The 22,312-nt window shown below is 71.9% G+C and carries 16 protein-coding genes; 5 read left to right on the forward strand and 11 right to left on the reverse strand.

From position 1 onward, the window contains the following. Positions 1 to 27 precede the first annotated feature (27 nt). From HF024_RS18300 to HF024_RS18310, 3 genes are all read right to left on the reverse strand, one after another. Positions 28 to 2,964: a DEAD/DEAH box helicase gene (locus tag HF024_RS18300; protein WP_168690544.1), complete on the reverse strand. Its 2,937-nt coding sequence runs from the start codon at positions 2,962 to 2,964 to the stop codon at positions 28 to 30. A gap of 65 nt (positions 2,965 to 3,029) precedes the next feature. Beyond that, the gene (locus HF024_RS18305; protein ID WP_247597193.1) at positions 3,030 to 4,232 is read right to left on the reverse strand and encodes a Fic family protein; all 1,203 of its coding nucleotides are present in this window, start codon (positions 4,230 to 4,232) and stop codon (positions 3,030 to 3,032) included. A gap of 88 nt (positions 4,233 to 4,320) precedes the next feature. Then, positions 4,321 to 5,514 (reverse strand): alpha/beta fold hydrolase, encoded by a 1,194-nt coding sequence (locus HF024_RS18310; RefSeq protein ID WP_247597194.1) that lies wholly within the window; start codon positions 5,512 to 5,514, stop codon positions 4,321 to 4,323. A gap of 141 nt (positions 5,515 to 5,655) precedes the next feature. Between HF024_RS18310 and HF024_RS18315 the strand changes: the two genes are divergently transcribed. Both HF024_RS18315 and HF024_RS18320 read left to right on the forward strand, forming a co-directional pair. Next, a complete protein-coding gene (locus HF024_RS18315) occupies positions 5,656 to 7,179 on the forward strand; it encodes an ATP-dependent DNA ligase (RefSeq protein WP_168690545.1) in 1,524 nt (507 codons plus the stop codon). 36 nt (positions 7,180 to 7,215) lie between these two features. Continuing rightward, the gene (locus tag HF024_RS18320; protein WP_168690546.1) at positions 7,216 to 7,602 is read left to right on the forward strand and encodes a VOC family protein; all 387 of its coding nucleotides are present in this window, start codon (positions 7,216 to 7,218) and stop codon (positions 7,600 to 7,602) included. Here HF024_RS18320 and HF024_RS18325 read toward each other — a convergent pair. Beyond that, positions 7,599 to 7,772 (reverse strand): hypothetical protein, encoded by a 174-nt coding sequence (locus HF024_RS18325; protein ID WP_168690547.1) that lies wholly within the window; start codon positions 7,770 to 7,772, stop codon positions 7,599 to 7,601. The genes HF024_RS18320 and HF024_RS18325 overlap by 4 nt on opposite strands. Before the next feature lie 157 nt (positions 7,773 to 7,929). On the opposite strand from HF024_RS18325, the gene HF024_RS20010 reads away from it, so the two are divergent. Beyond that, positions 7,930 to 11,514 (forward strand): DUF11 domain-containing protein, encoded by a 3,585-nt coding sequence (locus HF024_RS20010; protein ID WP_168690548.1) that lies wholly within the window; start codon positions 7,930 to 7,932, stop codon positions 11,512 to 11,514. A gap of 56 nt (positions 11,515 to 11,570) precedes the next feature. On the opposite strand, the gene HF024_RS18335 is transcribed toward HF024_RS20010, so the two are convergent. Together HF024_RS18335 and HF024_RS18340 are read right to left on the reverse strand one after the other, a co-directional pair. After that, positions 11,571 to 12,716 (reverse strand): glycerate kinase, encoded by a 1,146-nt coding sequence (locus HF024_RS18335; protein ID WP_168690549.1) that lies wholly within the window; start codon positions 12,714 to 12,716, stop codon positions 11,571 to 11,573. Positions 12,717 to 12,751: 35 nt separating this feature from the next. Beyond that, positions 12,752 to 13,654 (reverse strand): SDR family oxidoreductase, encoded by a 903-nt coding sequence (locus HF024_RS18340; protein WP_168690550.1) that lies wholly within the window; start codon positions 13,652 to 13,654, stop codon positions 12,752 to 12,754. An 82-nt stretch (positions 13,655 to 13,736) separates the two neighbouring features. On the opposite strand from HF024_RS18340, the gene HF024_RS18345 reads away from it, so the two are divergent. Beyond that, positions 13,737 to 14,342: a TetR/AcrR family transcriptional regulator gene (locus HF024_RS18345; protein WP_168690551.1), complete on the forward strand. Its 606-nt coding sequence runs from the start codon at positions 13,737 to 13,739 to the stop codon at positions 14,340 to 14,342. On the opposite strand, the gene HF024_RS18350 is transcribed toward HF024_RS18345, so the two are convergent. The 3 genes from HF024_RS18350 to HF024_RS18360 all read right to left on the reverse strand — a co-directional run bounded on the left by HF024_RS18350 (position 14,311) and on the right by HF024_RS18360 (position 16,290). Continuing rightward, positions 14,311 to 15,087, reverse strand: a complete 777-nt coding sequence (locus tag HF024_RS18350; protein ID WP_168690552.1) for an SDR family oxidoreductase — start codon at positions 15,085 to 15,087, stop codon at positions 14,311 to 14,313. The two genes, HF024_RS18345 and HF024_RS18350, sit on opposite strands and share 32 nt — an antisense overlap. A gap of 48 nt (positions 15,088 to 15,135) precedes the next feature. Further along, positions 15,136 to 15,924: an alpha/beta hydrolase gene (locus HF024_RS18355; protein WP_247597195.1), complete on the reverse strand. Its 789-nt coding sequence runs from the start codon at positions 15,922 to 15,924 to the stop codon at positions 15,136 to 15,138. Positions 15,925 to 16,077: 153 nt separating this feature from the next. Further along, a complete protein-coding gene (locus HF024_RS18360; protein WP_168690554.1) occupies positions 16,078 to 16,290 on the reverse strand; it encodes a hypothetical protein in 213 nt (70 codons plus the stop codon). A 60-nt stretch (positions 16,291 to 16,350) separates the two neighbouring features. Here HF024_RS18360 and HF024_RS18365 point away from each other — a divergent pair, with 60 nt between their 5' ends. Continuing rightward, entirely contained in the window at positions 16,351 to 16,860 is a 510-nt protein-coding gene (locus HF024_RS18365; RefSeq protein ID WP_168690555.1) for a 4-phosphopantetheinyl transferase, read from the forward strand. On the opposite strand, the gene HF024_RS18370 is transcribed toward HF024_RS18365, so the two are convergent. After that, the gene (locus HF024_RS18370; protein WP_168690556.1) at positions 16,838 to 18,187 is read right to left on the reverse strand and encodes a M1 family metallopeptidase; all 1,350 of its coding nucleotides are present in this window, start codon (positions 18,185 to 18,187) and stop codon (positions 16,838 to 16,840) included. The genes HF024_RS18365 and HF024_RS18370 overlap by 23 nt on opposite strands. Then, positions 18,184 to 22,206 (reverse strand): Pls/PosA family non-ribosomal peptide synthetase, encoded by a 4,023-nt coding sequence (locus HF024_RS18375; protein ID WP_168690557.1) that lies wholly within the window; start codon positions 22,204 to 22,206, stop codon positions 18,184 to 18,186. The genes HF024_RS18370 and HF024_RS18375 overlap by 4 nt, the downstream gene beginning before the upstream one ends. Positions 22,207 to 22,312: the final 106 nt, after the last annotated feature.

Consider the following 22,312-nt stretch of genomic DNA (forward strand, 5'->3'; position numbering starts at 1 on the left):
GCCGCCGCAACCGCGGACCGCCACCGCTCACCCGTCCAGCAGCCCCCGGATGTCGTCGGCGCTGAAGCTGGCATCGAACGCGCCGCCCGGGTCGTCCATCAGCGCTTCGAACAGGCGCGCCTTGCGCTCCTTCAGCGCCATCACCTTGTCTTCGATCGTCTCGTCCGCGATCATCCGGTAGACCATCACGTTCGAGCGCTGGCCGATGCGGTGGGTGCGATCGATCGCCTGCGACTCCGCCGCCGGGTTCCACCACGGGTCGAGCAGGAAGACGTAGTCGGCCTCCGTCAGGTTGAGGCCGAAGCCGCCCGCTTTCAGGCTGATCAGGAAGGCGGGGGCGTCTCCGTCGCGGAAGCCGTCGATCACCTCGGCGCGACGGCGCGTCGACCCGTCGAGGTAGCTGTACGCGATGCCGCGCTCGTCGAGCCGCTGCGCCACCTTCCGCAGCAGGCTGGTGAACTGGCTGAAGATCAGCGCGCGGTGCCCACCGGCCACCACGTCGTCCAGCTCCTCCAGCAGCACGTCGATCTTCGCCGACGGGATGCTCGCATACTGTTCGTCGACGATGGAGGCGTCGAGCGCCAGCATCCGCAGCAGCGTCAGCGAGCGGAACACGATGAACCGGTTGCGGTCGAGGTCGTCGACCAGGCCGAGGATCTTCTGGCGCTCGCGCTGCAGCACGAGGTCGTAGAGCTTGCGGTGGCGAGGCGCCAGCTCGACGCGCAGCACCTGCTCCTGCTTGGGCGGCAGCTCGGACGCGACCGCCTCCTTGGTGCGGCGCAGCATGAGCGGGCGCACCCGTTGCCGCAGCCGCAGCAGCAGGTCCGGCCTGTCTCCGGCGGCGAGCGGCTTGAGGTACCGGTCGGTGAACGCCGAGCGGGGAGGCAGCAGGCCGGGCGAGACCACCCGGAAGATCGACCACACGTCGAGCAGGTCGTTCTCCATCGGGGTGCCGGTGATCGCCAGCTTGAACGGCACCCGCAGGTCTTTCGCGGCGTCGTGCGCCTTGGAGGTGCGGTTCTTGATGAGCTGCGCCTCGTCGAGCACGAGCCCCGCCCATCCGGTGGCGTGATAGCGGGCGATGTCGAGCCGGAACAGCGCGTACGAGGTGACGACCACGTCCGCCCCGTCTGCGATGTCGCTGAGCGGGCGGCGGCTCTTCGCCTGGGTGGCGGTGACGGCGCGCACGGTGAGCCCTGGCGTGAACCGGGCGGCCTCGCTCACCCAGTTGGGCACGACGGAGGTGGGCGCGACCACCAGGAAGGGCGGAGCATCCGGGCGCCTGCTGCGGGCGTGCGCGATCATGGCGAGCGTCTGCAGGGTCTTGCCGAGCCCCATGTCGTCGGCGAGGACACCGCCGAGCCCGTGCTCCCAGAGGAACGCCAGCCAGCGGAACCCGTCGACCTGATACGGCCGCAGGGTGGCGGTGACCGCATCCGGGACAGCCAGGTCGCCGGGCGACTCCCCGTCGCGGATGGCGCGCAGCCCGTCGGCGGTTCTGCGCCACGACTCCGCCTGGTGCGCCTCGTCGGCGAGCTCGACGAACTCGGACCAGAGGCTCGCCTGGTACCGGCTGATCCTGAGCGAGCCCGGCTCCCACTCGTCCAGCGACTTCGCCTCGTCGATGAGCGCCCGGAGCCTGTCGAACACGGGCTGCTGCAACGACAGATAGGACTTGTCGACCAGCAGCAGCTTCTGCCGCCCCTGCGACAGGGCCGTGAAGAGCGGAGTGAACGGGATGGTGCGCCCCTCCACCGTGACGAGCACGCCGAGGTCGAACCAGTCGCGCTTGTCGGTCTCCACGGTGGTCACCACGAGTTTCGGCGTATCCACCAGCTCGCGGTAGTCCGGGCGCTCGCCGACGATGTCGACGCGGACATCCCTTCGCCGTTCGAGGGCCGGGAGGGTGGTGGCGGAGAACTCGGCGGCATCCAGTCCAGACAGCTCTGCCGGATGCGGCCGCCAGCCGAGCATCTTGGTGACCGCATCCGGCACGGGATGCGCGCCGAGCGGCTCCGCGCCGGTCGCGGACACCCAGCCCCAGTCGAGTTCCAGCCTGTCGTTCGCGCCGAACGTGGCCGTGAGCACGAGCACGGGCGGCAGGACCTCGGGGAACACGACGGAGGCGTCCGTACTGGTCACGCTGACCAGGCTCTGCAACCGCGGGTAGTACTGCCCGAGGAACTCGTCGGTCTCCTCTGCGGGAACCTCGATGGTGTCCCCGGCTGCGAGCAGGCGCCGCTGCTCGGCCGTGAGCGGGGCGGCAGCACGCGCCAGGGTGAACCGCGGCTCGGGCTTCAGCGCCCACAGGTAGACGCCGTGATCCCCGATGGCGCCGGCCGTCGATCCGGGATGCGCGGTGCCATCCACCACGGCGACCGTGCGCAACCGCAGCCCGCCATCCGGAAGCTTGGTGGCGTCGACGGCCACGCGGGCGCCGTCGGTCACGAGCACGTCCGTCTCCCGCTTGCCGGTGACCAGGGCGACACCGACACGCTCCGCCTCGTCGAGCAGCGGCCAGAGCAGCGGACTGGCGAACTCGTCGACGAACAACCAGTCGGCCTCCCCCGGCACGTACACGTCGCGCCCGGCACGGTGCAGCGCGGCGAACTGCCCGAACCAGGCATGCTGCGCAGGATCGAGCGCGAGCCGGTTGAGCAGGTGCGGCAGGGCAGACCAGGTGAGCGACCCGCGCACCCAGTTGCCGGTGGCGCTGAGCATGACCGGGCGCACGCCGAGGCGGAGGAGGCGGGGGGTGGTTGTGCCGGTAGTGGCTGTCGCGGCCGCGGCCGCCGTCGCGGGGCGCGACTTGGGCGCGTCCCATCGGCCGGTGGATGCGCGGGTCCGCTCCCGCAGCTCGAACTGCAGCCCCATGCGCGTCGCGCCGGTGGCGGGTCGCGGGGCCGAGCGGGTGAGCCCGGAGACGCTCGCCTTCCACCCGGAGGAGGCGGGGGTGTCGGGCATGCCCTCAGCCTCTCACGGGCCGGTGACAGCCGAGGGCGCGCTGGCCAGGCTCGGCGCGCGCGGGCTCACGCGACGCGGGTGCGCCGCATCGCCGCCTGGATGCGGCGGTCCAGGTCGTCGAGCTCCGCGATCAGGTCGGCTGCGACCCAGACCCTGCCGCGCTTCCTGCCGGTGATCTCGCGGATGATCCCGGCACCGGCGAGACGGTCGAGCGCCTTGAACGTCTGCGATTCCCCGGAGCCGGACAGCCGCTCCGCATCCTCCGACGTCATCACCGGATGGTCGAAGAACGCCGGGATGAGGTTGAAGATGGCCGAACCTCTGCGGGTGTCCATCTCGGCATGCCACTCGTCCGGCAGCAGCGAGAGCTGCCCGATGGACACGCGCGCCTCCACTGCGGCGACCCGCGTCGCCGTCGCGATGATCCGGATGATGTCGGTCGGGTGGCCGGAGCGGTAGGTGGTGAGCGCGTCGAAGTAGTCGTCTTTGCGGGCGAGGATCCCGCTCGCGAGCGGGATGACGGTGTTCGCCGTGACACCGCGACGCCACAGCACCGCACTGATGAGCGCGCGACCGATGCGCCCGTTGCCGTCCGTGAAGGGGTGGATCGACTCGAACTGCGCGTGCGCGATGGCCGCCTGCACGAGCACGGGCACGTCGTCCCGGTTCAGGTACGAGACCAGATCCTCCAGCAGCTCCGGGATGCGCTCGGGCGCAGGAGGAACGTGCAGTGCGCCGCGCGGCGAGTGGTCGCTGCCGCCGATCCAGTTCTGCATGTCGCGTACACGGCCCGCATACCGGGCCTCGTACTCGTCCTCCTCCATCAGGGCACTGTGAGCGGCGAGCATCCCGTCGATGGTGATCGTGCCGGACTCTCCCGCGTCGCGCACGAGCGTGTGCAGGGCGACGGAGGCGGCGACCATGCTCGTGGCGCTGCTGTTGCCCCGCCCGCCCGCGATCGCGCGGGCGAAGTCCTCCGCCGACGCCTCGATCCTCTCGATCTTGGAGGAGGCGACGGACTCGGTGCGCAGCATGAAGCGGGACAGCGCTGCGCTGTGGCCTTCCGCCGCGGTGTCGGCGACGGCGGCGGCGAGCAGCGCCCGCTCGCTGTCCCGCACGATGTCGAGCGACGGCTCGTAACTGAGCGCGGCGATGTGCGGCGGGATGGTCGCGGCCACCTCGGTCATCATCCGGTCGTCGCGCGTGCCCGCTCGCTGCGTCTGGCGCCACGGAAGCGTCTCGCTGCCGTGAGCTGGCCAGGAGGTCATAAGCCGGAGTACCTCTCGCGTTACTGTGGTTTATGGTCATTAAAGCACAGTAACGGTGTCGGTACTGTGGTTTATCTCGCTGACGACCTCACCCCGCCGCCCCGCCCCCGTTCGCATCCAGCCACTCCAGCACGCGCGGAATCGCCTTGTCCGCCACCGTCCCGTGCGTCGCGCCGGGGATCCTGTCGTACGTCACCGCGGTGCCCTCCGCCTTCTCGCGCGCGACGAACGCATCCGTGGCCGACGGGCGCACCAGCTTGTCGGAGAGACCCTGCGCGACGAACAGCGGCACAGCGATCCGGGATGCGCCCGGCGTGTTCGCGGCGAGGAGGCCGGACCACGGTTCCGTCGTCTCCGGATCCGCCGAGAGGAACGCGCCGATCAGCGGCTTCGCGATCTTGTGGAGGGCCGAGTTCTGGGTGAGGAGGCAGAAGGTGTTCATGGTGGGCAGCGCATCCACTGCCGCCCGGGTCAGGATGCTCTGCAGGGGCTGGTCGTACACCGCCGCGTATGCCGCGAAGGCGTACGACGCGATGCTCACCCCTGAGACGTCGCCGATGTCGGCGCGCATGAGGCTGGCCAAGTCGGTGGCCGGGGCGGCGACCGCGGCGGCGCGCACGTCTAGGTCCGGCGCGTATGAAGCGGCCAGCTGCGCAGCGAAGAGCACGGCCTGGCCGCCTTGCGAGTGGCCCCAGAGCACGACGCGCTCGCTGGCCTCGGGGCCGAGCACCGTCCGAGCCGCGCGGGCGGCGTCGAGCACGTTTCGTCCCTCGGTTTCGCCGACGAGATAGGAGTCCGGGCCCGGCACGCCCATCCCGGTGTAGTCGGTGTAGACCACGGCGTATCCGCGGTCGAGGAGGTCGGTGAGCCCCTCGACGAAGACGTACGGGTCGAAGAAGCGGGACGGCGCGCACTTCTCCGCGCTGCCCGTGGTCGGGTGGCCCCAGGAGACGATGGTTCGCCCGCCCGCCGGAGCAGGCGTATCGGGAACGACGAGAAGGCCGCTGTTCACGACCGGCTTGCCGGTGAGGTCGGTGGAGCGGAACAGGATGCGCCAGGCCGCTGCGCCGTCCGGCTGGCCGGGCGCCTGCTCGGTGGCGATCAGGGTGCCGGGCGCGCCGCTCGGCAGCGGGGACGGAACCGTGTAGAAGTCGCCGACATAGGGCCTCGCGCCCAGATCCTCCTCGATGCGCACGGGCTGGCTGGACGAGCATCCGGCCAGCACGGCCACCGCCGCCACCACCACGGCGACGGCCCCCAAGCGCAACACTCGCCGGCTCACACCCCGACGCTACCGTTCCCTGCCGCCCCTCCCCAAGCAATCGAGCCGGGACTTATGCACGCGACACGCCGGGCGGGAGCGTGCATAAGTCCCGGTTCGATTGCTTGGGGTGGTGTCGGGGGTCGGTGGGAGGATGTGGGCGTGCTGGTTGATGAGCTGGTGAAGACGTCGAGTGCGGTCGCGGGCACGCGGTCGCGGCTGGCGAAAGTGGATGCGCTGGCCGCTCTGCTCGCGCAGCTCGCGCCGGAGGAGATCGCCCCGGCCGTCGGGCTGCTCGTCGGCAAGCCGCGCCAGGGAAGGGTCGGCGTCGGCTGGCGCGGGCTCTCGGCCGCGATGGGCACCCCGGCCGCACAGCCCAGCCTCACCGTCGACGACCTGGATGCGCTGCTCGACCGCCTGGCCGCGCTGTCCGGTGCAGGGTCGGCGGGCGACCGCACCCGCGAACTGCGCGAGTTCACCGAGCGCGCGACGGCGGAAGAACAGGACTTCATCGCCAGGGCACTGCTCGGCGAGATGCGCACGGGCGCCCTGGAGGGCGTGCTCACCGACGCCATCGCGCGGGCGGCAGACCGGCCGGGCGACGCGGTGCGGCGCGCGGCGATGCTCACCGGCGATCTCGGCGAGACCGCCAGGCTCGCCATCACCGGCACGGCGGCCGAGCTCGACGAGGTCGGGCTGGTGCCGGGGCGTCCGGTGCAGCCGATGCTCGCCGCGACGGCCGCGAGCGCGTCGGCCGCGCTGGCGACGACGGGCGAGGCGTCGGTGGAGTTCAAGCTGGACGGTGCGCGCATCCAGGTGCACCGGGTGGGCGACGACGTGCGCGTGTTCACCAGGAACCTCGCCGACATCACCCGGCGCGTGCCCGAGGTCGTCGAGGTGGTGCGCGGGATGCCGGTGCACGACGTCATCCTCGACGGCGAGACGCTGTCGCTCGACGAGGACGGAGCGCCGCGGCCGTTCCAGGAGACGATGTCACGCTTCGGGGCGGAGGCGGCGAGGGAGACGGTGCTGCACCCCTGGTTCTTCGACGTGCTCCACGTCGACGGCCGCGACCTGCTCGACGAACCGCTCTCGACCCGCCTGGCCGAACTGCAGCGGATCGCGGGCGAGCACCGCATCCCGGGCGAGGTGACGGACGATCCGGCTGTCGCGGAGCGCGTGGCCCAGGATGCGCTGGCCGCCGGGCAGGAAGGCGTCGTCGTGAAGGCGATCGACTCTCCGTACGCGGCGGGTCGGCGCGGTTCGTCGTGGATCAAGGTCAAGCCGGTGCACACCTACGATCTGGTGGTGCTGGCCTGCGAGTGGGGCTCTGGGCGCAGGCAGGGCTGGCTCTCGAACCTCCACCTCGGCGCGCTCGACCCGACCGGGGAGTTCGGCGAGCCGGGCGGGTTCGTGATGGTGGGCAAGACGTTCAAGGGCCTCACCGACGAGCTGCTGCGCTGGCAGACGGAGCACTTCCAGCAGATCGAGACACGCCGCACGGCCGGCACGGTGTGGGTGACGCCGACGACGGTGGTCGAGATCGCGATCGACGGCGTGCAGCGTTCGAGCCGCTACCCGGGCGGGATCGCTCTGCGGTTCGCGCGCGTGAAGCGGTATCGCGACGACAAGGACGCCACGGAGGCCGACACGATCCAGACGCTGCGGGTGCTGCTGCGGGAGTAGGGGTATGAGGCGGGCGGCGCGCGATAGTCTGCGACGATGCTCCGCCTTCAGAACGTCACCTATCTCGTCCGCGACCACGAGGAGGCGCTCGCATTCTTCGTGGACGCGCTCGGCTTCGCGGTGCGCCAGGACGACACCTTCGACGGCGGCTGGCGCAGGGTGGTGGTCGGCCCAGCAGACGGAGGCACGGGATTCGTGCTCGCCCTGCACCCGGATGCGTCCGCCACCGGCAGCCAGGCGGGCGGCGACGTCGCGTTCTTCCTGGAGACCGACGACTTCGCCGCGCAGCACGAGCGGATGGTCGCGCACGGCGTGCGCTTCCGCGAAGAACCCCGGCACGAGAGCTACGGAACGGTCGCTGTATTCGAGGACCTGTACGGGATGCCGTGGGACCTCATCCAGCCGCCGAGGGCGCGAGCCTAGAAGTCCTCGCGGCCTTCCGCATCCACATCCAGTGTCTTCTCGTCCTCCGCCCAGGCGGCGAGCGCGAGGTCGAGTTGCCGCCGCAGCCAGTCCGGTGGCAGCGGGCCCTCCGCGTCGAGGGCGGCGAGGCGGCGTGCGCGCTCGACCGATGAACCGGTGAGGTCGTCCATGATCGTTCCCTTCCGTCACCGATCATCCTCCTCGGGATGCGCGACGGGAACAGGCGGATGCCGGATGAAGGAGCCCTCTTGCCACGGGTAGAGCCGCGAGTCTATCCTCAGTTGCGAAGAGGGGATGCCATGAGAGGCGACACCAGGTAGTCCGGTCATGAGTCGGAGCACGGGGAAGCTCGACTCGCCACGCCGCTCACGCGGCGCGCTCTCACTGGTGCGTTCCGTCGCCGCCGCCGGGGTCGCTCTGCTCGGGCTGGGCGTCCTGGGCACCGGTCCAGCACTGGCTGCGCCGGGCAGTCCCGGTGTGCCGCGGGCGCCCGCGACCAATGTGTTCTTCGAGAACTTCCAGAACCAGGTCGCCACGAACGGCATCCGGATCGGGCAGTACACCGGCGGGGCGGCGGCGAACACCTCCACCTACGTGGCGAGCCCGAACTGGTCGCCGGCCGGCGACCAGTGCAACGGCTGGCTGCTGCGGTCGAGCACGCCACGCAACGCCACCGTGACGGGCATCGACTCCGGATGCGACGTCACGGCCTGGGGCTACCTGCAGGGGATGGCGACCGCGATCGGCCTCTACCGGGGCGAGCCGCTCGCGACAGCGCAGACCAACCAGATCCTGTCCGCGTACACGAACGGCGGGTCGAATCCCGGGCCGGGCGTCCAGGTGCAGACGGCGAAGCCGATCACCGGGACCATCGTTCCCGGGCACTTCTACCTGATCAGCGCGATCTACGGTGCGGCGAACTGCGTGTCGGAGGGCCCCACCCTGAACAGGCAGGACCCGAGCCTCAGCTTCAACCTCATCCAGAATCAGACGGGGAGCGGGCCGCCGCCGGGGACGGGAACCGGCACGGTCACCACTCTCGCATCCGGTCTGAACCCGTGCACCGACGCCCACACGCGCGTCATCACGACCGGCGGCCGCACCTTCCACGTCGCGCAGCTGAACTCGGCGGGCTTCCGCATGCCGGCGGGCGTCACGTCACTGGGCGTCCAGCTCTACAACGCAGCAGGCGCATTCCGCGGCAACGACTCCGGGTTCGACGATCCGACGATCGTGGATGCGACCCCGCAACTCGACAAGGTCTTCTCCCCGTCGACGCTGCCGGCCGGGCAGAGCACGACGTTGACGTTCACGATCACGAACACCGACGAGCTCTCCGCGAAGAACGGCTGGTCGTTCACGGACACGCTGCCCGCCGGGCTCCGGTTCTCCGGGGCGCCGGCGACCGACTGCCCCGCCGGGGTGGCGACCGTGACGGGCACGTCGGTCAGCGGAAGCGGGAACCTCGACGCCGGGATGGCGTCCTGCACCGTCACCGTTCCCGTCACGTCGGACACGACGGGCACCTTCACCAACGGGCCGAGCAACATCGGGCCGCTCGACGGCCTCCTCGAGCCCGGGACCAGCACGGTCGTGTTCACCGAGCCCGATCAGCCGGCCATCTCGCTCATCAAGTCCACCGACCTCACCGCCCCGACGCAGTACGTCGTCGGACGCGTCGTCACGTATTCGTTCCTCGTGACGAACACGGGCAATGTCCCGCTGACCGCCCTCTCGGTGGCGGAGACCGCCTTCAGCGGGTCGGGGACGCCGCCCGTCGCCTCGTGTCCGGCCACCACGCTCGCGGCCGGGGACTCCGTCACCTGCACGGGCACGTACACGATCACCCAGGCGGACGTGAATGCGGGGAGCGTCACGAACACGGCCGTCGCGACGGGAACGCCGCCCACCGGGCCACCCGTGACCGCCACCTCCGACGCCCTCATCTCGGGAAGCGAGGCGCCGTCCCTCGACCTCGTCAAGACGGCGAACGCGAGCGGGGTGAGCTCCCCCGCCGCGGTGGGCGACTCCGTCTCGTACACGGTCACCGTCACGAACACCGGCAACGTGACGCTGCTCGGCGTCACCGTCACCGACACGCTTCTCGGCGCCGGTCTCGCCCTGGCGTGGCCGGGCACGGCCGGCACCCTCGCGCCCGGCGAATCGGTCGTCGGCACGGGCACGCACGCGGTGACGCAGGCCGAGATCGACGTCGGCCACGTCGACAACACGGCGACCGCCGCCGGGTCGACGGCGGGCGGCACCGACGTCACCGCCGGGCCGCAGAGCACGGTCACCCCGCTGCCGCCCGGCCCGCACCTGACGCTGCAGAAGAGCGCATCGGCAGCCCTCTCCACGCCGGCGGCCGTCGGAGACCTGATCACCTACAGTTTCACGATCACGAACGACGGCAACCTCACCCTGCACGCCGTCTCGTTCACCGACCGCCTGCCTGGCCTGTCGGTGCCGACGTACAGCTGGCCCGGTCCAGCCGGTGAGCTCGCCCCCGGCGGCGTCGCCACCGCGACGGCGACGTACCCGATCACGCAGGCGGACATCGACGCCGGACAGGTGCTCAACTCCGCCATCGCCACGGGCACGACACCGGCGGGAGCGGAGACGCCGTCCGATCCGGCCGACACCGTGACGCCCATCCCGAACGTGTCGCAACTGGGCCTGACGAAGTCGGCTGACGCATCCGGTATTCAGAAGCCGACGCGGCCGGGCGACCCCATCGTCTACACGTTCGTGGTGACCAACACCGGCAACACGACGCTCACAGGCGTCACGATCGCCGACCAGCTCGCGGGCCTCGGAACGTTCACCTTCACCTGGCCTGGTGCTGACGGCGAGCTCGCCCCCGGGCAGCAGGCCACCGCCATCGCGACGTATGCGGTGACCAGTGCCGACATCGCAGCCGGGCAGGTCGTGAACAGCGCCGTCGCATCCGGGACGGCACCGGACAGCAGCACGGTCGACTCGCCACCGGCGGGCACGACGACCCCGCTCGGCGCCGTCGCCGCCCTCTCGCTCGTGAAATCCGTGGCACCGAACGGTCCGGCCGAGTTCGTGGTCGGCCAGGTCGTCACGTACACGTTCGTGGTGACAAACACCGGCAACGTTCCGGTTGGCGCTGTCTCCATTGCGGAGACCGCCTTCTCGGGGAGCGGCACTCTGCCGCCCGCGGTCTGCCCGCCGACGGTGCTCGCCCCGGGGAGCCAGCTCGTCTGCACCACGACGTACACGCTCACCCAGGCAGACATCGACGCGGGCGAGGTGACCAACACGGCGACAGCCTCGGGATCCGCACCGGACGCGAGCACGGTGACCTCCAACGAGTCCGGCACGATCATCCCGGCCGACCCGGCGCCCGCCCTCACGCTCGTCAAGGCAGCGGACCTGACGGAGGTGACGGACGCCGGCCAGACCGTGAACTACACGTACACACTGACCAACGCCGGCAACGTCACCCTCACCGCGTTCACGGTGACCGAGACGATCTTCACCGGGGTCGGAACGCCTCCCGCGCCGACCTGCCCGGCCGACCCCGCCAGCCTGGCACCGGGGCAGAGCGTCGTCTGCACGGCGACGTACGAGGTGGATGCGGCCGACCTCACGGGGCAGCCGATCGTCAACACCGCGACGGCGACCGCCGACCCGCCGGGCGGACAGAGCGTGACCACGCCGCCGTCGAGTGCGTCGGTGGATACGGTGGTCCCCACGACGCCGACGCCGACGCCCACGCCGACGCCGCCTGGCCCGGGGCCCGGGCCGTCGGGCGGAGGGTCGAGCCCGCTGGCGGGGACGGGGTCCGTGCTGCCGATCGCGGGGATCGTGATCGGGGCGCTGCTGGTGGCGGCCGGAGCGGTACTGCTGGCGGTGCGGTGGCGGCGGAGGGCCGCGCGGCGGTAGCGGTGGTGGGCTTCGGCGGTGCGCGGCGTCGCTGGGGTGAGGTGAGGTGAGCCGCGCTACCCGATCCGACGGGCCAGCACAGCACCCGCTTCTCGCGCCCAGCGCCGCGGGTCGGCGAGGGCGGCGTCTGCGCTTCCCGCGAGTTCGGTGAGCGACACGGCGGCCGCGAAGGCGTCGGTGGGCGCCTGGATCGCGCCAGCGGCGAGCAGGGCCGGGACACCCGCATCCCGTGCCAGGTGCGACACGTAGGCGGGAACCTTGCCCGCCGCCGACTGGCTGTCGAAGCGGCCCTCGCCGGTGATCACGACGTCGGCGGTCGCCACCAGGGCGGGGAGCCCGAGGGCGTCGCCCACCGCCGCGGATCCGGGAGCGAGTGAGGCGCCCCAGGCCAGTAGGCCGTAGCCGGTGCCGCCCGCCGCGCCCGCGCCCGGGGTGGTGGCCCGGAGTTGCCTGCCGCCACGCTCAGCACCCGCATCGGGCGCCGCCGCCCGCACCCGGCCGCCGCCGAGCACGCGCGCCAGCCGCGCGAGCCCCGACTCCATCCCGGCCGCCTGCTCCGGGGTCGCGCCTTTCTGCGGGCCGAACACGGCCGCTGCGCCCGTCGGGCCGAGCAGCGGGTTGGTGACGTCGCTCAGGATGCGCACCCCGCCGGGCGGTAGCGGCGGAAGTCCGCTGAGGTCGGCCTTGGCGAGCGTGCCGAGGCCGCGGTTGCCCAGGCGGATGGGGCGGCCCGTCGGGTCGGTGAAGTGTGCGCCGAGGGCGGCGAGGGCTCCGACGCCGCCGTCCGTGGAGGAGCTGCCGCCGATCGCCAGGAGGAGTCCGGTCGCGCCGGAGGCGAGGGCTGCCGCGATCGCCTGTCCGAAACCGTAGGTGTGCGCGTCGAGCGGGGCGAGCGTCGGCAGGTGGGCGAGGCCGCTCGTCTCGGCGAGTTCGACGACCGCCGTGCCGTCCGGGAGGGACAGCCAGGACGCATCCAGGTCGGCGCCCGCCGGACCGAGCACCGTGATGGCGTGCCTGACCGAGCCGGGGACGGCGACCTCGAACGCGTCGAGGGTGCCCTCGCCGCCGTCGGCCATCGGGGCGAGGACGAGCCTGTCGTCGGAGCGCACCGACGACCAGCCGGATGCGAGGGCCTCGGCGACCGCGGTGGCGGTCGCCGAGCCCTTGAACGAGTCCGGCGCGACGACGACGGTGTACGGCATCCCCCTACAGTGGCACGCCGACGCCCTCGATCAGCTCAGGCGGCCGCACGGAAGTAGTACCCGGCGGCGAGATCGTCCAGCAGTCCAGGATGCGTCGGCGTCCAGCCGAGGAGTTCCCGCGTCAGCGCGCTCGACGCGGGGACGTCGGCGCCGAAGAACTGTCCGAGCCAGCCGAAGTGCTCCGGCGCGTCCTCCGCCGGGATGGAGACGACGGGCAGGCCGAGTCCCTGCCCGATGGCCGTCGCGATGTCACGGGTCGGCACGCCCTCCTCGGCGACCGCGTGCACGACGCTGCCCGCCGGGGCGCCGTCGAGCGCGAGGCGCACCAGATGGGCGGCGTCGAGCCGGTGGACGGCGGGCCAGCGGTTGGCGCCGTCGCCGATGTAGGCGGCCACGCCGGTGCGGCGGGCGATGTCGACGAGCGCGGCCGTGAAGCCGTGGTCGCCGTCGCCGTGGACGGTCGGCGCGAAGCGCAGGCTGACCGGGCGCACGCCCCGCTCCGCGTAGCCGAAGGCGAGCGGCTCTGCTCCGCCGCGCGGGGCGTCCGGCCCGCTGTACGGCGACACGTCGCGCTCGGTCGCCAAGCGGCCGGGTGCGAGCAGGGCGACGCCGGAGGCGAACAGGAACGGACGGTCGGAACCTTCGAGCTCGCCGGCGAGGGTCTCGATGGCGGCGCGCTCTGTGCGCCCGGCGCCCTGGTAGTCGGAGAAGTCGTGCTTGAACGCCAGGTGGATGACCCCGTCCGACTCCGCCGCGCCCGCCTTCAGCGATGCCAGGTCGTCGAGGCTGCCGCGGTGGGCCTGGGCACCGACGGCTTCGAGCGCGGCGGCCGATGCGTCCGACCGGGCGAGGCCGACGACCGTGTGGCCGGCGGAGAGGAGTTCTGGGACGACGGCGGAGCCGATCCAGCCGGATGCTCCCGTGACGAATACGCGCATGTGACGCCTCTTTCCTTTGATGTCAGTAACTGTCATCAGGCTAGCACCACATGACAGTGACTGTCATCAGTAGAATCATCTCGTGGCACGATGGGAACCGGATGCGCGCGGCCGCCTCGCCGTCTCCGCGCTCGAGCTGTACGCGGAGCGCGGCTACGACCGAACGACGGTCGCCGACATCGCCGAGCGCGCCGGTGTGACGGAGCGCACCTTCTTCCGCCACTTCGCCGACAAGCGCGAGGTGCTGTTCGACGGCTCCAACGCGCTCCAGAACGCCACGGTCGCTGGAATCGCGGACGCACCCGCCGACGCCGCCCCGCTCGAGATCGCGGGCGAAGCGCTCGCACTGGCCTCGCGCATCCTGGAGGATCGCCGGCCGTTCGCGCTGTTGCGCGCGCAGGTCATCGCCGCGAACACGAGCCTGCTGGAGCGCGAGCTGCTCAAGATGTGGGCGCTTGGGGCCGCCGCGGGGGACGCGCTCCGCGCCCGCGGGGTGCCGGCCGCGGAGGCGAACCTGGCCGCCGAGTCTGCGGTGACGGTGTTCCGCGCCGCGTTCGCGCGCTGGATCGCGGCAGAGCCCGGCACCACCATCGACGACTACGTGCGCGCCGCCCTCGCCGACCTCAAGGCCCTCACCGCCACCGCAGACACCGCCACTACATCGTCGGACGCATCCCGCCGTCGATGACCACGTCGGCCCCGGTCAGGTTGCCGAGCCGCGGGCTGGACAGCATGACGGCCAGGTCGGCCACCTCCTCAGGCCGGGTGAACCTCCCGGTCGCCATCTGGCTCTCCGCGCCCGCACGCACCGCCGCCGGGTCGATGTTCTGCGCCTTCGAGACCGTCGCCGCCACCCCGCTGTCACCGAGCCAGAGCGCCGTCTCGACCGGTCCCGGACTGATCGAGTTCACCCGGAACCCTCGCGGCCCGAGCTCCTTCGACAGCGACTTCGTCACGCTCAGCAGGGCGGCCTTCGCCGCGCTGTAGTCGAGCACCTGCGGGTCGGCGAGGATCGCGTTCTCCGACACGATGTTCAGGATGCTCCCCTGCTCGGCCAGCCGCGGAAGTGCCGACCGGCAGGCGCGCACCGCCGCGAGCAGGTTGAGCCCGATGGTCTGCGCCCACGTCTCGTCGTCGATCGACGCGAAGCCGCCCGGCCGCACGGGAGCCGACCCGACGTTGTTCACGAGCACGTCGATCTGGCCCGGGAACGCATCCACCATCGCCGCCGGACCTGCCGGGTCGGAGAGGTCGACGCCGAAGAACGAGAACCGGTCGTCGGCGTCCACCAGCGCCGTCGTCTCGTCCGTCGCGCGGCGGGAGGCGCCGACCACCGTCGCGCCCTCCGCGAGGAACGCACGCACGATCGCCAGCCCGATCCCCCGCCCTGCGCCGGTGACGAGCACCCGCTTTCCGTCGAGTCCGAGGTCCATGTCAGCCCTTCCTGCTCCGGATGCGCGGCCCGGCCACGTCGGCGCCGGTCATGACTCGACCGGCGCGAACTCCTGGACGAACTCGAGCGCGATGTCCGCGACCTCGCGCCAGCCGCTGTCGATCGTGAGCGAGTGGCCGCGGTTGGGCACCGTGGCGAGCCTGGTCACTCCCTCGTTGCGGGACTGGATCTTGTAGCTGGCCTCGACGATCGACGCTGGCACCGTGTTGTCGCCCTCGCCCGAGATGAGCAGCAGCGGCCCGCGCTCCGGGTTCTTCGTGTCGACCTTGGTCTCGGCGAACGGGTTGAAGTTGGCCGTCGCTGCCTGGAACAGCGGCACTCCGGACGTGGGCACGTGGTACGTCTCGTACAGTTCGCGCGCTTCCGCCTCGTCGACGTGGTTGGCCCAGCCGTAGCGGAACTGCTCGAACGTGAGCGACACTGCCTTGCCGATGTTGGTCGGGTTGGTGAGCACCGGCGCCGCCGACTTCAGCGACGAGGCGGGGAGCTGGAGCACGCCCTGGAACGGCGCGTTGTCGATCGACACCGTGGCCGCCGCGACGCCCTCCCCCGCGATCTTCTGCGCGATCAGCCCGCCGAACGAGTGGCCGATCACCGCCGGCTCGTGCTCGAGGGCGTCGATCGCTTCGAGGTAGTGCTCTGTGACCTGCTTGACCATCTTCTTGGCGAAGACCTCGGGATCACGCCGCGCCTCCTCGACGCTGCCCGGGTCGTCCGGCCAGCCCGGCGCGATAGTGGCATAGCTCTGGTCTTCGAAGAGCGCCCGCCATTTGTCCCAGCTGCTCGACAGCAGCCACAGGCCGTGGACGAACACCACCGGTCGCCTGCCGCTCTCATTCGCTTTCGCGACTTCGTCCTGTTCCCATTGCGTCAAAGTGCCCATCGCCACACCCCTGCTCTCGGGTCAGCGCCCGACGGCGCGGACTGGTCTGAGCGTAGCGAGCGGGGAGGCCGCCGGATAGGGCCGGAACTACTTCTTCTTGCGCTTCTCGTCCTGGAGCGCCGACTTCGCCCCGTGCTCCACGAGCACGGCGATGTAGTCGCGCAGCCTGGCGTTCTTGAAGGAGTCGTAGTTCTCCTCGACGAGCTTCTCGATGTGCTTGCCGGAGGCTTCCGGATACTTCTTCTTCAGACGCGTGATCACGTCGTCGATCGCTGCCCGCTCGCTCTTCTTCTCCGCCATGCTCGAAGCGTGCCGTGGCCAGGTGACCAAAACCTGTGAATCCCGTGGCACACTGAGCGCGTGTGCACCGGCGACCTCCTCCTTCGACGCGGCACAGCGGTCGACGGCCGGGCCATGCTGCGCGAGCTCGTGTCCGAGCTGGCCGCCGTGCCGGCCGACGACGTGCGCATCGCGGCGCGCTGCCCCGATTGCAGCGGCGAGCACGGGCGTCCCGTGGTGATGGCACCGGATGCGGCCACAGGGGTTCGCGTGTCCCTCGCGCACGCGGGCGATGTCACGGTGGCGGCGGCGCTGGCGGGCGGCTCGGTCGGAGTGGATGCGGAGCCCAGCACCGCGGCCGGGACCGCGACCACGGCCGCGGCCGGAGCCACCGACCTGCGCCAGTGGACGAGGATCGAGGCCGTCCTCAAGGCCGACGGCCGCGGGCTGCGGGTCGACCCGGCCGCCGTGGCCTTCGAGCACACCGGAGACCTGCTCATCGCGTCGGTCCCCGGCGATCCGCGCCGCTACGAGGTGCGGGATGCGCACCTCGGCGACGACCTGTACGTCACCGTCGCGATCGAACGGTGACGCCCGTCGCGGGCAACGCGGGGAGTGGCAGGTCGTCCAGCCAGGCGTCGAAGAGCGCATCCAGGTCGGCGCCCGTCGTCTCGGCGGCGAACGAGCGGAAATCGTCGGTGGTGACGGTCGCGAAGCGGTACGACGCGGTCCACGCGCGCAGCAGCGCGAAGAAGCGCGCGTCGCCGACCGTGAGTCGTAGCGCGTGCAGGGCGAGCGCTCCCCGCTTGTACACGCGGTCGTCGAACATGCTCGCCGCGCCCGGGTCGCTGAGCAGGATGTCCTGGGGCAGCCTCGCCAGCGCGGCGTGATACCTCCTGGCGAGGGTGTCCGCGTGCTCCTTGCCCGCCGCCTCCGACCACAGCCACTCCGCGTAGCAGGCGAAGCCCTCGTTGAGCCAGATGTGCTTCCAGGCCGCCAGGCCGACGCTGTTGCCGAACCACTGGTGGGCGAGCTCGTGCGCGATCAGTCGCTCGGAGCCGCCCTCCCCGTCGACGTGGTTCGCGCCGAAGATCGCGGACGCCTGCGCTTCGAGCGGGATCTCGAGGTCGTCGGCGGTGACGACCACCGTGTACCGGTCGAACGGGTACGGCCCGAACGCCTCGGAGAAGTATCCGACCATGTCGGGCAGCCGCGCGAAGTCGGCGGAGAGCCGCTGCTCCAGCTCGGCCGGGTATGCGAAGCCGATCGCGGCGTCTGCGGCCTGCTGATCGGCCACCGCGTACCGGCCGATCTGCACGGTCGCGAGGTAGCTGGCGGTGGGCACGTCGCACTCGTACGTCCACGTCGCGCGCCCGGACGACACGGTCCGGTCGACCAGCTCACCCGTCGCCACCACCGTGTACGGCTGCTCGGCCGAGACCCGGATGCGGTACCTCGCCCGGTCGGACGGGTGGTCGTTGCAGGGGAACCACGTGGGCGCCCCGGACGGCTGCGCCGCCACGATGACGCCGTCGGTCAGCTCCTCCCAGCCGACCAGGCCCCAGGCACTGCGCCGCGGGGCGGGCGAGCCTGCATAGTCCACGGCGACCGTGAACGTCGCGCCGGCAGGGATCGGCTGCTCCGGTGTGACGACGAGCTTCGACGCCGCCTGCCGGAAACGGGTGCGACGGCCGCCGTCCACGGACACCTTTCCCACCTTCAGCCGCACCAGGTCGAGGCTGAACGATGACAGCTCCTGGGTGGCCGTCGCGGTGATGACGGCCCGCGCATCGAGCCGGTTGGTGGCCACGCGGTAGCGCAGGTCGAGATCGTAGGCGTCGACGCCGTATCCACCGTTGCCGGAGTGCGGGAGGTAGTCGTCGCCGACGCCGCGGGAACCCGCGGACGCCGAGGTCATGAGACCGTCGCGTGGTAGTCGGCGACCTTGACCTCGCGCCACGGCCCGATCGGGTTGCCGCTCCACCTGCTGCGGTCGGGGACGAGCTCCCCGCGCATCACGAGCGACGCCGGTCCGACCGTCGCGTGCGCCCCGATCCTGGCGGCGGGGAGGATGACGCTGTGCGGCCCGAGAGTGCCGCCGGTCTCCAAAGTCACCGTGTCCATGCTCATGATTCGATCATGGAACAGGTGCGTTTGCACGACGCAGCCGCGATTCACAGTGGATGCGTCGCCCAGCCTCACCAGGTCGGCCTCCGGCAGCCAGTAGCTCTCGCACCACACCCCGCGCCCGATCCGCGCGCCGAGGCTGCGCAGCCACCACACCAGGGCAGGCGTGCCGGAGGCGGCCTGGGCGAACCACGGCGCCGCCACCATCTCGACGAACGCGTCGGACACCTCGCTGCGCCACACGAACGACGACCACAGCGGATGCTCCGCCACCCGGATGCGCTGCACCAGTGCCCACTTCGCCACCGTGCTCACCGCCGCGGCGACCGCTCCGAACGCGAGCATCACCACGCCGCTGAGCAGCACGGCCGCCCACGGCCCCCAGGCTTCGGCGAGCGCCGTCAGCGTGAACAGCACGCCGAGCCCGATGGCGCAGGTGACGAACACGGGCACGATCCGGCACAGCTCCCAGAGCGCGCGGGCCACGCGGAGTCCCGCCGATGGGCTGTACGTGCGGCTGAGGTCGCCGCTCGCCGCGCTGCGCCGGAGTCGCACCGGGGGCGAGCCGAGCCACGACGATCCCGGCTTGGACTTGCGCGGTGCGGCGGACAGCACGGCGACGAGCCCGTCCTTCGGCACGCGGTGCCCGGGCGCCGCCATGCCGGAGTTGCCGAGGAAGGCGCGCGCTCCGATGTCGGAGCGGGCCACCCTGACCCGCCCGCCGCCCAGTTCGTACGACGCGACCAGAGTGTCGTCCGCGAGGAAGGCGCCGTCCCTCACCCGTGTCATCGCCGGGATGAGGAGCACCGTGGACGCCTCGACGTCCCTGCCGATGTCCGCCCCGAGCATCCGGAGCCAGACGGGGGTGAACAGGGAGGCGTAGAGCGGGAACAGCAAGGTGCGGGCGAGGTCGAGCACGCGCTCGGTCGCCCAGACCCCCCAGCCGACCGAGCTGCGCACCGGGTAGATGCCCTCGCGGAGCCCGAGGCCGAGCAGCCGCACGATCACGACCACGAGCCCGGCGAGCACGAACCCGGAGACCAGAGTGGCGGGAATGAGGGCCGCTGCGGCGCGCAGCGCAGCCTCGCCGATGGACGCCGACCCCGCCATCCCGAACGCGACGATCACGCCGCCGGCCGCGAACGCGACGATCGGCAGCAGCGCAACGACCACGCCGCCGACGGCGTATGCGGCCAGCCAGCGTTTGCGCAGCGGGGGCCGCTCCTCGTCCCACCACGGCTCGCTCGGGCCCACCCGCACCGCGGGGGATCCGGCCCAGCGCTCGCCCGACCGCACGCGGCCGAAGACCGACGAGCCCGGATCGATCTGCGCGTTCTTGCCGATGCGCGTTCCCGGCAGCAGGGTGCTCCGCGCGCCGACGGTGCTGTTCGCGCCGATCCGCACGGCGCCGATGCGCAGCAGGTCGCCGTCGATCCAGTATCCGGAGAGGTCCACCTCCGGTTCGATGGCCGCGCCGTCGCCGATCCGGAGCATCCCGGTGACCGGCGGCAGTGCGTGCAGGTCGACGTTCGGCCCGATGCGGGCGCCGAGCGCCCGGGCGTAATAGGAGATCCAGGGCGCTCCGGCGAGGCTGACCGCGCCCACCTGGTGGGCCACCTGCTCGGCGAGCCACAACCGCAAGTGCACGCCGCCGCCGCGCGGGTAGTCGCCGGCGCGCACCCCGGAGAGCAGCAGCCTGGCGCAGACGACCGAGATGGCCATCCGGCCGAACGGCGTCGCGAACACGAGCAGGCCGACGATCAGCAGCCAGGCCGGCGTCGCCGGCAGGAAGCCGAAGCCGTCGAAGAGCCGCAGGATCGCGGACGCCGTGAGGGCGTAGAGCAGCCAGCGCACACCGCTGAGGACGAACAGCGGCACCCCGAGCACGGTCTGCAACCACTGCATCCTGGCCGGGGTGGGCGGCACGGCGTGGGTGGATGCCGTCGCCTCGCGTGCACCGGATGCGCGGGAGGCGAGCTCGGCCGCCATCGCCCCGAGCCGGGGATGCGCGTAGATGTCGGCCACCGTGAACTCCGGATCGCGCTGCCGGATGCGCGTGACCAGCTGCGCGGCGGAGAGCGAGCCGCCGCCGAGGTCGAAGAAGTTGTCTCCGTCGCCGGAGACGGGGAGGCCGAGCACCGCCTGCCAGTCGGCGGCGAGGGCGCTGAGCACCGGGTCGGCGTCGAGGCCGGTGTCGGCGTCCGGGCCGTCGCCAGTGCTACCCCCTGCGCCGCTGCCGGAAGCGCTGCGTGCCTGACCGGCAGGGAGCGGCCACGGCAACGCGGCTTTGTCCACCTTGCCGGACGTACGGGTCGGCAGCTCGCCGAGCACCGCGAGCAGGGGGACGAGCGCGGCGGGAAGCTCCTCGCGCAGCCGGGCGAGGGCGGCCGCCCTGTCGAACGCGCCGGGATCCACGGCGGACACGTAGCCGACGAGCACCTGGTTGCCCGACTCCGTCGTCCGCACGGCGACCGCGGCGGCGGAGACGCCGGGCAACTGCTGCAGTGCGGACTCGATCTCTCCCAGCTCGATGCGCCGGCCGCCGACCTTCACCTGGTCGTCCGCCCTGCCCTGGAACAGCAGGCCGGCCGGGTCGAAGCGAACGAGGTCGCCGCTGCGGTACGCCCGCTCCCAGCCGAGCGTCGGCAACGGAGCGTACTTCTCCGCATCCTTCGCCGGGTCGAGGTAGCGGGCCAGCCCGACGCCGCCGATGATCAGCTCGCCCACCTCGCCGTCGCCCACCGGCATCCCGTCGGCGTCGACCACCGCCAGGTCCCAGCCGTCGAGCGGCAGACCGATCCGCACCGGCTCACCCGGCCGCAGGAGGGAACCGCAGGCCACCACCGTCGCCTCGGTCGGGCCGTAGGTGTTCCAGACCTCCCGCCCGTCGACGGCGAGCCTGTCCACCAGCTCCGGCGGGCACGCCTCCCCGCCGAAGATCAGCAGCCGCACGTTCTCCAGCGACTCGGCGGGCCACAGCGCGGCGAGCGTCGGCACCGTCGACACGATGGTGATGCCGCGCGTGGTCAGCCACGGACCGAGATCCATCCCGCTGCGCACCAGCGACCGCGGAGCGGGCACGAGGCACGCACCGTGCCGCCAGGCCAGCCACATCTCCTCGCACGACGCGTCGAACGCGACGGACAGCCCGGCGAGCACCCGGTCGCTCTGACCGATCGGCTCGTCCTGCAGAAACAGCCTGGCCTCCGCATCCACGAACGCCGCGGCGGACCGGTGGCTGACGGCGACGCCCTTCGGCGTGCCGGTGGAGCCGGACGTGAAGATGATCCAGGCGTCGTCGTCGGGGGTCGGCGCGGAGATGATCGGGGTGGTGGCGGTGCTGGGATGCGCCGGGGCGCCCTCGAAGAGCTGCGACGACGCATCCACCGGCACAGCGTCGAGCGCATCGGCCGGGTCGGTGGGCAGGTACTCGGCGTCACCGGTGATGATGCCGCGCACGGCCGCCTCGCCGAAGACCAGCTCCGCCCGCTCCTCCGGGTCGTCCGCATCCACGGGAACGTACGCGGCCCCCGCGGCGATCACGGCGAGGATCGAGATGTACAGCTCGCGCGTTCCCGACGCCAGGCGGATGCCCACCCTGTCGCCGCGCCGCACCCCGGCCAGCGTCAGCCGAGCGGCCACCCGCACGACCGCCGCCATCAGCTCGCGGTAGCTGAGCGCGCCGCGCCCGTCCTCCAGGGCGGACGCATCCGGATGCGCGGCCGCTGTGGCGCGCAGCACATCCAGCAGCGTGCGTGGCTCAGCGGCGAACGCGCCGCGGTCCAGGATGCCCGTGCGAGCTTCGGTCACGTGTCACTCCATCCGAACGGCGAGGAAACGAACCTATGGGGCCACAGTAGCCAGCAGGTGAACGACCGGCTACTGCGACCCGCCCGACGCGTGGGTGCGGTGGCGC

This window comes from Leifsonia sp. PS1209 (assembly GCF_012317045.1).
Classification (GTDB): Bacteria; Actinomycetota; Actinomycetes; order Actinomycetales; family Microbacteriaceae; genus Leifsonia.